Genomic DNA, 15,552 nt, shown 5'->3' on the forward strand with positions numbered 1-15,552 from the left:
CAGTGCATCCCGATTCCGGTGTCACCGGCCAGAGCGACCCGCACTGACCGCAGCACTGCCTCCGCGATGTTGTGATAAGCGATCAGATCGACGCCCGTTGCATAGACGGCGCCGAGGATCGGGCACTGGAACAGCCGCAACCCCGTCGCCCCGGCGATCGCACCGACAGCGACCGACACCACCGCGACCCACACCCCGGTGCTCCACACCATTAGGGAAGACGACCGGCGGGCAAAGGAGTAGGTGCCCTCAAGGGCAGTCGCACGATCGACTTCGTGGCCTGTTGCCCACTGCTCCACTTAGCCGCATTTGCCGGTGGCCTGGAGAAACCATCAGGTATCCGAGCACCAGCGCGGCGCCAGCGGTGACGATTGCCGCCTCAAGGTAGTGGCCGGACTTTTCGAAAGTGGCAATCGACAACGTCAAGGGGAGGTAGACCGACAGCGTCACGGGAAAGAAGACCGCGTAGAGAGCCAACCTGTACCTCGTACCGTACCGCCCTGCGTGTCAGGGTGAGTTGAGTCCACTGGTTCACAGCAAATCGGCCTGACGCGGGGCGAGATACGGATCGGCACACGATGACCAGCTCCACGATTGCCGCGGTGAACCACAATGATCGGATGGATCCATCTCCCCCGAGAGCTGATGGGCCGCGGCGGCGTCGCGCGTTCACCGCGTCGGACAAGCTTGCCTACCTGAGCGCCTACGAACGGGCCTGCGAGCATGGTGAGGGTGGCGCCTACTTGCGGCGGGAGGGCTTGTATTCGTCGTTGATCAGCGAATGGCGCAAGCAGCGCGACGCTGGGGTGTTGGCAGGCAAACGGCCCGGCGAAAAGGTCGGCAGGCTCACCGCCGAGCAGGCCGAGATCGCCCGTCTCAGCCGGGAGAACGCGCGTCTGAGCAAGCGGTTGAGCACCACCGAAGCCGCCCTGGACATCATGGGAAAAGCACATGCTCTCTTGGAGACTCTTTCCGAGAGAGCGGATTCCGACGAGCAGCGCAAGAATCGATGACGCAAACCTACATGTCGCTGATCGCCGGTGGTGTTTCTACGAGGCAGGCAGCGGTGTTGACCGCAATGGTGCGCTCAACGGCGACCCGGCGGCTCAATGCTGCCAGGGCCCCCACGCCAGCGCTGTCGGCGCAACCGGCGGGCGACCCGGCCAACAAGCTGACTGATCTGGAACGGCGCCGGGTCCTTGAGGTGCTCACCAGCGGCCGGTTCGTCGATCGCGCCGTTGCAGATCTATGCCCAACTGCTCGACGAGGGCGTCTACCTGTGTTCGGTGTCCACGATGTACCGAGTGTTGGCGGAGAACTCGCTGGTCGTCGAACGCCGCCGGCTGGCGCGACACCCGGCCAAGGTATGCCCGGAGCGGTCGCGACCGCACCGCGGCAGGTGTATTCGCGGGATATCACCAAGCTCGCGGGCGCGGTGAAAGGCACCTACTTCGATGCGTACGTGATGATCGACATCTACTCCCGCTACATCGTCGGTGTCCACGTGCATACCCACGAATCCGGTGTTCTGGCAAAGGAACTGATGGAGCAGATCTTCAAGGTGCACGGTGTACCGCAGGTCGTGCACGCCGATCGGGGAACGTCGATGACCAGCAAGACCGTCGCTGCGCTGCTCGCCGATCTCGAGGTCACCCGGTCACATTCGCGGCCCCGGGTGTCCAACGACAACCCGTGCTCAGAGTCGCTGTTCAAGACCTTGAAGTACGGGCCGGAATTTCCTGAACGATTCGGATCACTCTGCCAGGCAAGGCAATTGATGGACATCTTCACCAATTGGTACAACCATGAGCATCGTCAGACCGGGATCGGGCTACACACACCCGCCGACGTGCACTTCGGGTTGGCCACCGACAAAGCCGCCGACCGGCGCGCCGTACTCACCCAGGCCCGCGCCCGACACCCACACCGCCTCGGCACCACCGGCCCACCGAAGATCCTCGACCTACCCGACACCGTCTGGATCAACCGACCAGCCCAGGACACCACTCAGGAGACCGACACGACAGCCGCCTAACACCCCTTGGACTCATCCACCTTGAAAAATTCCGAGGCTGCCATCCTGACGGCAAGGTCCACGAGGCTGCCCCTCGCTAAGGGCCAGTACACGCTCCTAGGGCCTTTAGTCACTTGTCTTCGCCGTGAGGCTATACCATCGGCGGATGGGGATAACAGCGAGTTCTCAGGAAGTGGAGCGGGTTGAGCTGGCCCCCGCGGCGGCACTATTCCGGTCGCTGGGCGACCCCACCCGGCTGGCGATCGTGCGGCGGTTGGCGACCGGTCCGGCGCGGGTGACCGACCTGGTCGACGCGGTCGGGTTGGCACAGTCCACGGTGTCCAAACACCCTTGGCTGCCTGCGCAAGTGCGCCCTGGTGGATTTCGAGCCGGTGGGGCGGGCCTCGCTGTTTCGGCTGACCCAGCCCGCCCTGATCGACGTGTTGACGTCGGCAGAGGCGGTGCTGCAGGCCACCGGTCAGGCGGTGGCCTTGTGCCCGACCTACGGCGTGCACAGTCCCGCCACGGAGCCGACGCACTGACTGCCGGGCCTCGCCGGTGATGCCTGCGTCGCCTTGATAGTGTGCACCCAGAACTGGTAGATCAGGTTGATCGAGAAGCGGGCGAACACCATCCACGGCGGAATGCCGAACAGCGGCAACCGAACCCACATCAGGATCTCGCCGCTGTTGTTCCACTTCTGCAGCAGCGTCTAAAGAAAGCCCGGATCCCGTCCACCCTGACACCTCCCGGCCAAGCAGTTAATCCACGGAATTGGCGGGTGGCGGCGCCGGCGCCCGCGACTACCGGAAGTGCAGCACCTCGCTGCCCCACGCGGCGCGGATGTGCGCGTCGATGTCGTGGGCGATCGTGTCCTGCTTGTCGATGATCAGGCAGGTGCGGTCAGTCAGCCGATACGGCAGCCACTGCGGTTCCCCCGGCGGGCCGATGGGCTTGGCCTGCGTGGCGAAATTCAGCCAGCGGGCCCGCATCCGCTCCGACACTGCTCTGGCTGTCTTCAGGCCGCCGAACCGGAACAGGATGGACTCTTTCGCGAGATTGCCCCACACGTAGGGCAATTCCGTGGCGTGGGCGCCGCCGATGCGCAGCAGCCGCAGCATCGGGGTGCTCGAGTCGAAGCGGTACAGATACACCGGTGCGGCCGCGCTGTGGCCTTCGGCGAACCACACCGACGGCATCCGGAAGCCGATGTCGCTGGCGATGCTCAATCCGCGGGCCTTGGCCCGCATCCCGGAATAGGCCGAGACGATCTGTTCCTCGGCCGGCAATTGCAGGTTGCAGGTCGGGCTGTTCGGCGGCGGGGTGATCGGCATCAGCCGCGCCGTAGGCTGCCCGGATGGCCTACGTGCGCACGGTGAAGACGTCGTCGGGGGCCACGGCGGTGCAGATCGTGTGGTCCTGATGCAAAGGCTCCCGCTCAATCGAGCATCTCGGTTCGGCGCGTGACGACATCGAGTTGGCGGCGCTGGAGGCCGCGGCGGCCGACCGGTTGGCCGCTTGGGCAGACCGAGCTAGATCTGGGGATCTCTGATCGTCTGGAGCCGGGTACGTTACCGATCCTGTCCTTGCAGATGAGTGCTTTGCGGGAAGCCTTCTGGCAGTTAGGCGGTCAGGGCCTCGTCGGGCAGGGGCGTGGCCAGCAGGTCGGACACGGTCGATTCGAACAGGGCGGCGACGTTGACGCCGCGCAGCTCGGCGAGCCGGGTCAATCGCTGGTGATCTTCGGGGCGGAGACGCAAACCCACCATCTTGGTGCGTTGCCTGGTCTCGGTACCCTTCCTGGTCCGAGCCTGGTGTTCGGTTTGTGTCGCCACAACTGTTCCCCTCGACAACATCGCTCTATAACTTGCCGCGATACCGCGGTCCTCGCTGCCACTAGTTTAGGGCATCGATGTCGTTAATTAGCGACATATACGGCCGCGCCGCGCGCCCATGTCGCTACAATGCCACTAATTAAGAGCATAGTGTCGTTAGGAGAGGAGCACTCCCCCGCGCGCGGATCGAGACGATGAGCGAGTTCAAAGAGGCGCCACCAGGCGTGGAGACGACACCAACGGGTCCCTACGTGTCGCTGCAGGAAGCCGCTGCACGGCTGGGCAAGGACCCGCGCACGGTGGTGCGCGCCATTAAGGCGGGGGAATTGCGCGGCGGAGCCATCCCGCGCCCCGAGCGGCTGCGGTGGTACGTCTACGCCGACGCCTTACCGGCTCCGGCGGTCCCCTCCCCCGCGACGCCATCAAGTACCGACCTTGCTGACCTACGCGCGCAGCTGGTCACCCAGATGGAGGTCAATCGGCTGCTGATCGCCGCGCAACAGAACATGCTGGCCGGCGAAAGCGCGGCCGAGAAGTATCGGGCCGCGGCCCAGAACTATCTGGACGCGCTGGCGCAGTTCGTCACGCCGGGTCACCTAGGTGAACTGGCTGATCACCTCTGACGCGCCGGTAGCATGCCAACCCCACCTAGGAGCGTCCGCGTGCGGCATCGCCGGCATGCCCGGGTTGCAGCAGCGCTAGCAGTCTGCTGAGGCCGTCGTCGCCGAGGTAGCTGCGCAGCGCGTCGGCGAGCAGGTTGGGTTCGGCGTCGAACTTAGCCAGGGCGGTCGCCAGGACACGCGACCGCGGGGTCGGTTTGGGATTCTCGGGTGTGGTCTTGTCGTCCCGGGACTGCTGTCTATCCAGGGCTGCGCGCCAGCGGGCGACTTGCTGTTCAAGGGGCACCCGGGCCAGGGAGCGGGCTTCGCGGATGGCGAGTTCCCCGCGGCGCAGGGCGGTTTGCAGTTCCGGGGCCAGTTTGAGCAGGGCGCGTCGCTGCGACACCCAGCTTTCGGTTCGGTGCAGACGCTGGCCGGCCAGATCGGCGCGGCCGCACTCGGCGACCAGGGCCTCCACGGCGCGGGCTTCTTCAATGACGTCGAAGTCTTGCCGGTCCACGTTTTCGGTGATCGCCGCCGAGATCAGGGTGATCCGATCCCGGGCGATGGCGTCGTTGACGACGATGTCCAGCTCGGCGCAGCCGTATTTGTGCGCCGCGGCCAGCCGCCGGCATCCGTTGACCACGACGTAGCGGGTGGTGATGCGGTCCTTGGGGTACAGCTCGAGGTAGGCGCTGGCGGTGACCACGACGGCGGGCTGGAGCTGCATGTCGGCGATGGAGGCCAGGTCGGTGAGATCACCGAGGTCCTCGCGCGGGTTGTGCGGGTTGGCGCTCAGTTCGGAAAGCGGCGCGCTGCGCGGTGTGGCGGCGCCGGGCTGCTGTTCGACGGGTGAGTTCTCGCCGACGTCGCCGGCCAGCGCGGCCAGGCTGGTGCGTCTTCCGCGCGGCGCCATCAGTGGCCTGCCCCGATGTTGAGCTCGAGCGCGAAACGGTAGAAGTCTTCGCGGGCTTGCAAGGCGACGCGGTTGGCGGGGTATTCGGTGACGACCTGCCCGTCGGCGCTGGCGCGGGCGTGCAGCTTGTAGTGGCGGATGACGGTGTTTGCCATCGGCCACTTGTTGAGTCGGATGAATTCCTTGGTCTCGTTGAGGTCGTGAGTTCCGTCTCGGGGGTCCCAGTTGTTGATCACCACGACGTAGGGCAGGCCGAGTGGTTTGACGACCTTATTGATGGTGCGCGCGGTCGGATCAAAGGACAGCGGTTCGGTCTCGATGGGGATGATGACTTGGTCGGCGACGTTGAGGACGGCGCGCAGCGCGTCGGCGGCGGGGCCGCGGCCCAGCGGGTCGGCGGTGTTGGCGCCGTCGAGGTCGATCCAGCCGGGGGTGTCGACGTAGACGTGTTTGATGCCGGGTAGGTGTTTGAGCCGGGCCAGGCCGGCCAGATCGTCGTGGGCCTGCACGATGTGGAACGGCAGATCGTTGATCCGCGAGGCCCACCACACTGCTGAGCCTTGCGGGTCGACGGAGACGGCGGCCACCGGTGAGCTGGCGTCCGGATCGTCGTGGTGGTTAAGGACGTCGGCGGTCACCGCGGCCAGATTGACCGTGATGGTGCTTTTGCCGACGCCGCCCTTCTGGTTGATGACGACGTGCACAGCCATAAATGGCCTTCCGTATGCTTCCCCCGCACGGCGGAGTACTTCGGATGGGTCGGCCCCGATGTTAACGGTCGACGATGTCTGGGCGCCGCAGTGACACGCGGACTTCCGGTGCGTCGGTCTCCCCGACCTGTCCGACAGATCAGCGCCAGCACGCTATTTGCCAGTTTACCGCGGTAAAGTGGGTTGACACGCTTGCCAGCTCCCCCAGCTCGGATTTTGTAGTGACGTCAGGTCCACATGCGATCTATACCTAGTTTGCCAGACTACCTCACCTCCGAGGTGTCGACGCCAAAGTTGCCAGACGGGGCGGCGTCCAGTGCCGTGATTGGTGATCGAGATCACTCGGTAGGCCCCAGTGTCGCAGTTAGTGATCGGATCACCCGGTGATGCGCTGATCGGGTCAGCCGATCACGGTGTGGCGTGATCACCGAGACACATGGTGATGGCCTGATTACGTGATCGGCTCACGGAGCCACCTCATCGCGTGGTGATTGGATCACCGCCTCCCCACGTGATCAGGTGATCAAGTGATCAAGTGATCAAGTGATCAAGTGACACGGTGATCCGATGACACGGTGAGCGCGTTGCCTCATCACCGAGTGGCGGCGCGATTTCATCACCCGGCCACTCCGCGATCAAGTGTTCGGATCACGGGGTGGCGCCGTGTCCGGGTGTTGCCATCACCCGGTGACCGCAACACGCCGTTACCGCGTCGCGCGAACACTGGGTCACGCCGTGTTCTAATCACCACTGTGACAGCTGTGATGTAAGGGGTGCATGTGAAAGCAGAGATTATTGCGATTGCGAACCATAAGGGCGGTGTGGGCAAGTCCTTCACCGCGGTGAGCTTGGCGGCCGGGCTGGCCCATGGGGGTTGGCGCACACTGTTGGTGGACTGCGACGCGCAGGCCAACTCAACGTCGATGTTCGACCCCGACGATGATGTGGAACTCGACCTGTACGACTTGATCGCTGAGCAGGCCCCGATCGCCCGGGTGATCCGCAAGACCCGGATTCCGAATCTGGAGTTGGTGCCCTCGACCTTGGCGGTGGCCAAGCTCGATCAGCAGCTGGTCATGATGCATCGTCGTGAGTATCAGGTGGCGATGCGCCTGGCGCCGGTCTACGGCGACTATGACGCCGTGGTGCTCGATCTGTCGCCGAACTTGGGGCAGCTGGTGATCTCGGCGCTCAACGCCGCCGACTGGATGATCGTTCCCACAGATGCCAGCAAGTGGGGCCGCCGCGGGGTTCACATGTTCTTGCAGTGGGCGGCCTCGCTGCGTGAGCACGAGGTCCTCTCGGCCGAGCTGCTGGGTGTGCTGTTGACCAAGTACGAGCCCAACACGGTCATCAGCCGCGAAACCCTGGCGGCCCTGCGTGCCGACGGGCTGCCGCTGTTCGAGGCGCTGATCCCTAAGCGCACCGCCGCCGAGCGGATGGTCAGCGGGGGATTCGTTCTGGGTGACCCCGAGGCCGACCCCGATCTGGCCCAGGCCTATGCCGCCTTCACCGTCGACGTGATGCAGCGCGTTGACCAGGGCCGCCGCAACCGAGGGAGACACCATGGCTAAAAACGTGTCGGACGTCGTGATGGGGATGTTGTCCGACGTCGGTTCGGCTACCCGCGCCGCGGGGGAGCCCGAGCGCCAACCCGTCGCCGAACCACGCCAGGCCCGCGCGGCTCTGGTGTCTCGCCGCCCCGCACCGCCGCCGCGTGCTGCTGCGCCGGTGCCGCTGGCCGTACCGGCCGACCCGCCGCCGCCCCCGCCGACCGAGTCTGAGGCGCCTGGGGCCCCGCGGACGCTGCGTTTGCGGCCCGAGACCGCGACCCAGCTGCGCGCGGCATGGCTGGAAGCCAAGCGCGACGACGTGCTGTTGACCGCGCAGGATTTCGCGTCGAATCTCGTTGAGGAGGCCCTGGTGTCCCGCCAGCGCCGGCGCCGGACTGCTGGCACGGCCTGACCTGGACCCTACGAGCAAACCGCATCCCGCCTACCTAGGCCGTAGCACACACCGCTGAACTCGCGTTATTGCGCGCTGGATCCCGAATAGCACTTTACCGCGGTAAAGTGGCAAACTCCCGGGCCCCGTCTCGGCGCACCGCCCGGCGTCGGACACCCCTCACAGGCCGCCGAGGACTCTGGCTCCGACGAGTTCGGCGAGCAGGTCGATAGCGTGACGTTCTTCGTCGATGGTGGGCGGTCCTGTGGCCAGTACCGCGCTCAGATAGTCCTGGCGGTCGGGGTCGATCGGCTCGGCGACAGCGGTGCTCACCGCGGTCTGGTTGTAGGGCTGCTCGCGGGCATCTTCGCGAATACTGAGCCAGTCGTGCCAGTTGGCGCGTTCGCGCTGGTGTCGTTGGATGCGTTGGGCCCGGACCTCGTGCAGGTGATGAGCCGTGGCGATCTCATCGAGGGTGACTGTTCCCGGGCTGACGTGGCCCCGCCGACGTGTGATCAGCCCAGCGGTGGCCAGGGCGGCAAGGGTGGCGTATCCGGTGCTGGTCGCCACGTGTGCGGCCGCGAACACGTCTTGGGGGTCGTTGAGCCCGCGGTGCACGATCAGCTCGTAGACGCGCCGGTGCCGGTGCCCGATGACTTTCCAGGCCGGGTGGACGTCTTCGACCCGGGTCGTCGCGATCACTGCTGGTGTGGTTTCCACCGGATTCTGTCGGGTCAGGGCGTAGTAGTCGGGCCGGCGTCCTTGCGCGACGCGGGTCCGGACCAGCGGAGAACCCGGTTGATCGCGGGTGTCGCGCAGGAATTGCCACACGGTGGTCTCGCTCAGCAGGCCGGTCGCGATCGACAGTGACCGCCCGCCCACCCCGACGACGGCCACGCCGTTGACGATCTCGCCGGCCCGTACCGCGTGCACCGCCAGCGCCTGGTAGATCGCCGCCCCGATCCAGCGGTAGGGGTGACCGGGGTATTCCCTTTCCACCCAGGCGGTCGCGTTGGCCAGCCAGCGCCGGTGGAGCTCGGGGCCCTTGCCACCCCCCCGTGTGTGTATCTGTGCTTGTGCGCAGACAGGCCGGAAAAGCGGGCTACTGGTGGCCGCCCAGGTGAGCGCCTTGTGGAAGTCGCGGTGCAGCGCGGCGCGGGCGTTGTGGTGGTAGCGGGCATAAGCGCGGCCCAGTCCGCGCTGCCAGGGCCGGCCGGGGGCGATCAGGGCCTCGACGGTGGCCAGGCTGTGGCCGTGTAGGACGGCGTGCGCCAGCACGGATTGGCGGGCCTCGGAGTGGCTCGCCCAGGTGGTGTCGGTTGGGAGCTGGCCGGTGGTGGCATACGCGGTGATCCGGTCGGGGAGGTCTGCGGTGCGGGTGTATTCGGGGCGCAGCTGGGTGTGGGCCCCGGTGCCGGTGAGCGCGTGGTGGGCATCCGGCGTCGGGTGGCCGGTCCAGCCGGTGGCGGCGGGGTGCAGGGCGCCCAGCAGGACGTGGAGCCGGGGGAGCAGGCCGGGGTCCGACCGGGTGGCGAAGGCGTCGACGGCGGTGCTCAGCTCTCCGTCGAGGCTGCGGTGTCCCCCTTCGCGGCACGGTGATCCGGGCGCGGTGATGCACCCGGTCTTGGGATTGGTCATCGGGGTCTTGTCCAGGCTGGGCAGCCGGGCCTCCAGGAGCCGCATCAGTGGGGTGATCTCCGCGGCGGTGGCCGAGGTGCCGGCGGCCAGGGGCACCAGGATGTGGCGGCCCCCGCTGCTGGATTGGTCGGTGACCGCCACCCCGCCGCATTCGGTGATCCAGGTCAGCGCGCGGGTGAAGTCGGCGTCGACGGTGTCCTGACCGTGGCGTTTGGTGTCGAAGTCCAGCGCCAGCACTTGGGTGCGCCCGCGCAGGTAGAGCAGCACGGCGGCCGGGACGCGGGGCAGTCTGCTGGTGAGGGGTCTGCTGCGGTCGAACTTGTTGGTGGCCGGGTTCCAGGTGCGGATGGCGGGTCGGGCCGCGATCAGGTGGGCCAGCGCTTTCCAGGTGGCGGCCGGGTCGGCGCCAGCACCGGCCGGGGCAGAGGTGGGCATGGGTCAGGCGATCCCGAACAGGTCGGGACCGCCGGTGGGGTGCAGGCGACCCCGGGTGTCGAGGTACACCCAGCGGTGTTGGCGCCACAGCATCGGCGCGGTGCTGGTGGTGGAGCGCGGGTCCACGAGGTATCCGAGGTCCAAGGCGGTGGGGGTATCGGTGTGTTCGATCAGGTCGATGCAGTTGCGGCAGGCGGCGATGGCGTCGGCGGGGCTGGTGAGCGCGGTGCGTGCCGTGCGGCGGCGTCGGGTGAAGATCGCCGACTGCTGGTGGGTGCAGGCCGGAGCCATGATTTCGCAGTGCCCGCTGGCGCGGGCGGTGATCAGCGCGGCCACTGCCGGGGCAGGGGGCGTGGTGGGGAGTTTGCCGACCCGGGCGCGGCGGGCGGGTGGGCTGCCGGCAGGCGCCGGTGGCGGTGGTGTCGGCGGATGTGGCTGCGGGTCAGGGGATTGCGGTGTCAGGCTGGGGCCGATGTCTGGATGGGGCAGGCCCAGCAGGTGCTGTTTGACGGCGAGATCGCCGTCGATCCAGACGCCGGCCCACATGCCGTAGCTGGGTCGGTGGCGTATCGCGGCGGCCGCGCAGTCGCTGCGATTGGCGCACTTGAGGCACTGCCGGCGGGTGAAGGCTCGTCGGCGTGGATCGAACCAGTCGCCGGGGTTTTGCTGGCAGGGTAGGGACGGTGACGAAGTGTCAGTCTTGTGGTTCACGCAGGTGTCCTCTATCGTGAAACCGGCCTGGCTAGGCGTGGTTTCTGTTGTCAGAGGCCATATCCGGAGTCGCTAGCTCCGGTGCAGGTGTCCCCGCTTCGGCGGGGATTTCTGCGTTTGGGCCGTGTGCAGTTGTCGTGGTCGGCTCGCCAGCGGCGGGGCGCTGGCGAGTGCGTGGGTTCCGGCGACTCCTAGTGACTCGTGTTGTCTGTGTCTTTGGTGGGACAAGAGTGACATAAGGGCGCGGTTTAACCGCGCAGACACGCCGCGCGGTTAAACCGCACGCACGCTGTGGCATCACCCCGCGCCGGCTGCCGTAGCGGCAGACAGTCTGGCCGCCCGGCTGTGGACCACGTACTGAGGCCGGCCGCACGGTGCGAATGTGGCCGTCAGGGTCACCGACATCGTGGTGCGCCGGGCGCGCCGGGCGTCGTCACCGGTTCTGTCGGCCTGCGACCGTCGCATAGCGACGTCGGCGCCGGTAGCGTTCTCGGGGCAGATAAGTGCAAGTCAGCGGTTATATAGGGGCGCTCATGACTGACCTGGTGCTAGATGCGATCGATAGCCTTCTCCCACCTGGGTTGCGGGTTCTGTTGAAGGGCGCTGAGACATTGTTCGGCGGCCACAAGCCGCCAGCGGGCGGGGATGGATTGACGCCAAGCCAGCGTGTCGAGCAGATCCTCAACGAAACACCGCCGCCCGGGCCGGTGACGCCGCCCGGGGGGAGTGGTGGTTTGCGCGATGGGCTGGACCGCGCCGGGGAGGCTTACCAGCAGGCTGGTGGTGCGGCAGCGGCGGCCGACGCGAAGCTGGCGCACCTGCTGAAACAGATTTTCGCGTCCAACGAGGCGCTTCGGAACAAAGTCACCGCCATCATCAGCGAGATCGAGTCGGCTCGCAAAAAGATCGCGGCCGATCCAACGTTGGCCAACGATCCGCGCGCGATGAAGCGATTCGGGGAGTTCGTAGACCACAAGCTGGGCGAGATCCAGCAGCTGATGGAGTCCGCCAAGGTCGAAAGCGCTCAACAGGCGGATCTGCTCGATGCGCTCACAGATGACTATCGCGCCGCGGCGGCAACTGCCCATCAGCAGAGCTCCGGGAAAGACGATTCCCACACCGGTGGCGGTAGCGGCGCGGGCGATGCTGCTGCTGACGGCAGGGGCGGCGGAGCCCCTGGCGGGGGAGATCCCGGTGCGGCCGGGGCAGGATTGAGCGATCCGTTGGCCGGCATGGGCTTGCCCGGCGGGTTGGGCGGGATGGCCGATCCGATGTCGATGCTGGGGCCCGCCCTGGCCGGGATGGGCTCGATTCCGGGCGCGCTGGGTGGGTTGGCCAGCTCGCTTCCGGCCGGTGCGATGGGGTTGGCGCCTTTGGCTGGCCAAATGGGCGGCGCTGGGTCCGGGGATGGGTTCAAAGACCGGGCCGCTCGGGATGCAGCGAAACCGGCCGATCTCGTCGACGATGGGCACGGCAAGGACGGCGGGGGTGCCAAGCCCGATGCTGCCGCCGACGACCATGACAGCGGGGACAAGAAGCCGGGAACCTCCCACTCGCCGGTGCCAGCGCAGACGCCGCCGGCTGGCGCGGTGCCGGCCAGCGCCGGCGCAGACCCGGCGCTCGTGGTGCAGATGCCCGATGGTTCGCCGGTGACCGCGCCGTCGGGGCAGCATGCGACGGCGCTGCGTTCGGTGGTCAACGGGATGTCGGTGACCGAGGCGTGGAAGTCGGCGCATGTCGATTTGCCGCCGCCGGGTACCCCGGTCACTGAGCCCGCCGATCCCAGCCATTTGGCGCCGGGCGCGATTGCTCAGTTCAAGACTCGCGAAGCTGTCATGTACATGGGTAATGGGAAGATTTGGTTGGACGGCCAGCTACAGCCCCAGAGCACATTGCCAACTGCGGATTTTTTGGGTTGGGTTGACCCGACTCAGCAGGCTGGCGCCGCGCCGGTGACGTTACCGGCACCCAAAGCGCCAGCAGGTACGTAATCGGTTGTGGTTGAAGGGATATGCGGGCGGATGGCCGACAGCGATGAGCAAGCCGCGTCCGAGCCCACTATCGTCGAGTGCTCTGCTGACGGCGCGCTGCTGATCGAGGTCGATTACTCCGGTGAGCAGGTGCGGGTGCAGTTGGAGCCGGAGGCAGCCACCTGGCCCATGGAGGTTCTGGCCGACCGGATCATTCGCTTGCATCGTTTGGCCTTGATGCGTGCCCGGGCCGACAGGCGACTGGCCGAGAATTTCGGGGTCAGCCCGACCAGGGGATGGCCAAGTCACGCGGAAGTCGACGAATACCGCCGCTCAGCCATCGATTTCTGAGCGTCCCCGACCATGCAGAAGGGTTCATCGAGTGGTTAGGCTAGCAAACAGCAAGTTCGGAGTGTAGGAGGTAAGAGTCGGTGGCCGCAGAGGTTGTGCTCGACGTCGACGAATGGCACGAACATGCACGGTGGTGGGATGCGGAAGGGCCTCGGGTTCGCGAGCAGCTCAGTGTGAGCCCTGAGGTCTTGAACGAGTCCCGCTCGATGTTCGGCAAAATCGGGTCCTCCACGGTGGGGGCCGCATTGCAGGAGCTTTTGCAGGCCCGGGCGGACGCCGGGCATTCATTGGGCCGCTATTGCGAGGGCGTGGCCGGTCAGATCCGTACCAGCCTTGCCGCCTACACGCAGTCCGAGGAAACCAACCAGCGAACGCTGCGCACGTAACGTTGGCCGATTCGGTGCGGGCCGACACCGCGGCACTGAGGTCGGCCGGATCACGGGCAGCAGCCGCGGCGGCCAGCGCCTCGCCGGGGGTCGGCCACGTGCAACCCTGCGCGCCGGACGTGGTGTCAGTGGGCGCCAGCACCCGCTTTGACGCTCAGGTCGTCCTGGCTCGCTGGTACACGACCGTGGCGAACCGGATGGCCCGCCAGTTCGGTGTCTTGCTGGATGCCGGTGCTGATGCCTATGACGGGCAGGAAGCGGCCTCGTCAGCGGTGTTGGGCGGGGCGGCGCTGCCAAGCGCGGCGGCCGGGGTGTCTTTACCGACGGCAGCACTCGAGGCTGCGGACTGGTTCGAGGGTGGGCAACCATCCTCGCTGCCGAGCGTGCCGGGCGGGCAGGTTCCGGCGTCACCCCGCGATATCGCCCGCTTGATCGACAGCGGCCGCGCGGGTCCTGGACCACCGGCGTGGCAGGCCGTGGCCGACAGTCTGCGGAAGGAGGCGGGCCGTCTGGAGCGGGCCGCCGAGCAGCTGGCAGGCGTGATCGCTGCAGCGCAACACGGGTGGAATTCGACAGCGGCTGATGCGGCGTTGGCGCGGATGCGTTCGTTGCGATCGTGGTTTGAAGGTCACGCCACCTACGTGCGCGGCCTGGCCGCCGCTGCGACAGGGCATGTGGAGGATTTCCGGACGGCCGCGGCGCAGATTCCGGAGTTTTCTGCCATCGTCGCGGCCGAGCGTGAGTTGCGCGCCGCCAACGACGCCAATGTTCGCAGCCGAGGCACATTGCAGCCGGCGGTGGTGCGGGCTCAGGTCCAGTTGAGCAAGCTGTACACGCAGTCGGCCGACGGCTTCAAGAACTACACGTCCGCTGCGGGGGCGACCTCGCCGCATCCCCCGCCGGCGCCGCCGGCGTGGACACCGGGGTCGCACCCGGAGCCGGTTCCGACCGCCGGCCCGGGCGACGCGGTGATTTCACACAAAACTGATGCGGCGCCGGCGAACGCACCGCTGGAACCAGTGGATGCCGGCAATGGGGTGGGGGAGGACGTGGTTTCCGCGGGTCCGACGTGGCCGCCGACCGGAGTGGACCCAGACGCGGTCGATGTGCGGCTGGCGGATGCGCTGCCGGATGCGGCGGCGGTCGCGCCGCAAGTGATCCCGGCGGTTGTCGGCGGCGTGGTTGGCGGAGCCGGTGGCGCGCTGGGCGGTCTGATGGGGGCCGGGGGCCAGGCCATGCAGGGGTTGCAGCCGGCGTCGATGATGAGCGGTCTCGGCGAGCAGTCGGGCGGCGGCGGGCCGCAGCAGGGCGGGGAAGAGCCGCCGCAGGAGGCGCCGCCGTCGCCCGGTGGTGGGGATGAGGCAGCGCCGGGTGGCGGCGGGGGCGGGGAGCCAGGGGACACGGAGCCGGCCTGGGGTCAGGGTTCGTTGAGTGCGCCGCCAGGTCTGTCGGCCGCCCCGGCGGCCGCTGCGCCGATGTCGGCGCCGATGGCAAGTAGCGCGTTGCCGGAGGCGGCGCCGGCTGCCGGGGCGCCGATGGGTGCGATGGTGCCGCCGATGATGGGCGGGCCGCGGGGGAGTGGGTCGGGGGATGACAAGAACGAGCTGTACAAGGATCGGGAGCTTAAGGTGGTGGCCCCACCCAATAGCGAGCCGGTGAAGGGTCGTCGCGAAGGGCGCGGGAGTAGGGACGGAGCTGCGAAGTGACCGACGACGAATACGTGGACACTGTGACGCAGGGCCTCAGGGAGTCGCGGTCCTGGATGGCGCAGTTCAATGATGTCGTGCAGCGGGCGATGCAGTTCGACCCCGTCAGTGACGTGGTGGCTGCGACGTTTGACGGGGATGGGTATTTGCAGGACTTGGTTATCGATCCGACCGCGCCTGCGCAGTACACGCACACCGAATTGGAGGAGCTGATCACGCTGGTGCTGCGCGACGGCAGCGCCAAGCTGCGTGAGGCGATGCGCAAAGCGGTGGAGCGGTACTTCGGGACCGACTCGGCATGGCGGGAGATGGACGCGCTGGCGGAGGAGTGGTGACC

13 protein-coding genes and 4 pseudogenes are annotated in these 15,552 nt (G+C 67.2%); 10 read left to right on the plus strand and 7 right to left on the minus strand.

Annotation, left to right across the window (positions count from 1 at the left end):
• Positions 1-620: 620 nt before the first annotated feature.
• Together MKCMC460_RS29820 and MKCMC460_RS29825 are read left to right on the plus strand one after the other, a co-directional pair.
• Positions 621-2,035: pseudogene (locus MKCMC460_RS29820) on the plus strand (IS3 family transposase).
• Positions 2,036-2,180: 145 nt separating this feature from the next.
• Positions 2,181-2,556, plus strand: a pseudogene (locus MKCMC460_RS29825) (ArsR/SmtB family transcription factor).
• Positions 2,557-2,594: 38 nt separating this feature from the next.
• Here MKCMC460_RS29825 and MKCMC460_RS29830 read toward each other — a convergent pair.
• The 3 genes and pseudogenes from MKCMC460_RS29830 to MKCMC460_RS29840 all read right to left on the minus strand — a co-directional run.
• Positions 2,595-2,723 (minus strand): annotated as a pseudogene (locus MKCMC460_RS29830) (C-5 sterol desaturase); the annotation flags it as partial.
• Positions 2,724-2,817: 94 nt separating this feature from the next.
• Positions 2,818-3,351: pseudogene (locus MKCMC460_RS29835) on the minus strand (carboxylesterase family protein); the annotation flags it as partial.
• A 285-nt stretch (positions 3,352-3,636) separates the two neighbouring features.
• Positions 3,637-3,849 carry a hypothetical protein gene (locus MKCMC460_RS29840; RefSeq protein WP_084023282.1) on the minus strand — a complete coding sequence of 71 codons (213 nt, stop codon included), beginning with the start codon at positions 3,847-3,849 and terminating at the stop codon, positions 3,637-3,639.
• Positions 3,850-4,043: 194 nt separating this feature from the next.
• Here MKCMC460_RS29840 and MKCMC460_RS29845 point away from each other — a divergent pair, with 194 nt between their 5' ends.
• Positions 4,044-4,472 carry a helix-turn-helix domain-containing protein gene (locus MKCMC460_RS29845; protein ID WP_238306225.1) on the plus strand — a complete coding sequence of 143 codons (429 nt, stop codon included), beginning with the start codon at positions 4,044-4,046 and terminating at the stop codon, positions 4,470-4,472.
• A 25-nt stretch (positions 4,473-4,497) separates the two neighbouring features.
• Here the strand turns inward: MKCMC460_RS29845 and MKCMC460_RS29850 are convergent, their stop codons facing one another.
• A complete protein-coding gene (locus tag MKCMC460_RS29850; protein WP_238306226.1) occupies positions 4,498-5,364 on the minus strand; it encodes a ParB N-terminal domain-containing protein in 867 nt (288 codons plus the stop codon).
• The gene (locus tag MKCMC460_RS29855) at positions 5,364-6,074 is read right to left on the minus strand and encodes a ParA family protein (RefSeq protein ID WP_238306227.1); all 711 of its coding nucleotides are present in this window, start codon (positions 6,072-6,074) and stop codon (positions 5,364-5,366) included. The genes MKCMC460_RS29850 and MKCMC460_RS29855 overlap by 1 nt, the downstream gene beginning before the upstream one ends.
• 779 nt (positions 6,075-6,853) lie before the next feature.
• Here MKCMC460_RS29855 and MKCMC460_RS29860 point away from each other — a divergent pair.
• Positions 6,854-7,648, plus strand: a complete 795-nt coding sequence (locus tag MKCMC460_RS29860; protein ID WP_238306229.1) for a ParA family protein — start codon at positions 6,854-6,856, stop codon at positions 7,646-7,648.
• Positions 7,641-8,039 carry a hypothetical protein gene (locus MKCMC460_RS29865; protein ID WP_238306230.1) on the plus strand — a complete coding sequence of 133 codons (399 nt, stop codon included), beginning with the start codon at positions 7,641-7,643 and terminating at the stop codon, positions 8,037-8,039. Before MKCMC460_RS29860 ends, MKCMC460_RS29865 begins: the two co-directional genes overlap by 8 nt.
• 159 nt (positions 8,040-8,198) lie before the next feature.
• On the opposite strand, the gene MKCMC460_RS29870 is transcribed toward MKCMC460_RS29865, so the two are convergent.
• Both MKCMC460_RS29870 and MKCMC460_RS29875 read right to left on the minus strand, forming a co-directional pair.
• On the minus strand, positions 8,199-10,091 hold the full coding sequence (locus MKCMC460_RS29870; protein ID WP_238306231.1) for a hypothetical protein: 1,893 nt from the start codon (positions 10,089-10,091) through the stop codon (positions 8,199-8,201).
• Positions 10,092-10,094: 3 nt separating this feature from the next.
• The gene (locus tag MKCMC460_RS29875; RefSeq protein ID WP_238306232.1) at positions 10,095-10,802 is read right to left on the minus strand and encodes a WhiB family transcriptional regulator; all 708 of its coding nucleotides are present in this window, start codon (positions 10,800-10,802) and stop codon (positions 10,095-10,097) included.
• Between the two features lie 533 nt (positions 10,803-11,335).
• Here MKCMC460_RS29875 and MKCMC460_RS29880 point away from each other — a divergent pair.
• The 5 genes from MKCMC460_RS29880 to MKCMC460_RS29900 all read left to right on the plus strand — a co-directional run bounded on the left by MKCMC460_RS29880 (position 11,336) and on the right by MKCMC460_RS29900 (position 15,550).
• On the plus strand, positions 11,336-12,793 hold the full coding sequence (locus tag MKCMC460_RS29880; RefSeq protein ID WP_238306233.1) for a DUF4226 domain-containing protein: 1,458 nt from the start codon (positions 11,336-11,338) through the stop codon (positions 12,791-12,793).
• A 30-nt stretch (positions 12,794-12,823) separates the two neighbouring features.
• Positions 12,824-13,123: a hypothetical protein gene (locus MKCMC460_RS29885; protein ID WP_238306234.1), complete on the plus strand. Its 300-nt coding sequence runs from the start codon at positions 12,824-12,826 to the stop codon at positions 13,121-13,123.
• A gap of 80 nt (positions 13,124-13,203) precedes the next feature.
• Complete coding sequence (locus MKCMC460_RS29890; RefSeq protein ID WP_238306235.1) at positions 13,204-13,509, plus strand: hypothetical protein; 306 nt, start codon at positions 13,204-13,206, stop codon at positions 13,507-13,509.
• Between the two features lie 14 nt (positions 13,510-13,523).
• The gene (locus MKCMC460_RS29895) at positions 13,524-15,215 is read left to right on the plus strand and encodes a PPE domain-containing protein (protein ID WP_238306236.1); all 1,692 of its coding nucleotides are present in this window, start codon (positions 13,524-13,526) and stop codon (positions 15,213-15,215) included.
• The gene (locus MKCMC460_RS29900) at positions 15,212-15,550 is read left to right on the plus strand and encodes a YbaB/EbfC family nucleoid-associated protein (protein WP_084023363.1); all 339 of its coding nucleotides are present in this window, start codon (positions 15,212-15,214) and stop codon (positions 15,548-15,550) included. Before MKCMC460_RS29895 ends, MKCMC460_RS29900 begins: the two co-directional genes overlap by 4 nt.
• Positions 15,551-15,552 lie beyond the last annotated feature (2 nt).

The sequence above is a fragment of the Mycobacterium sp. 20KCMC460 genome, assembly GCF_022179425.1.
Classification (GTDB): domain Bacteria; phylum Actinomycetota; class Actinomycetes; order Mycobacteriales; family Mycobacteriaceae; genus Mycobacterium; species Mycobacterium kiyosense.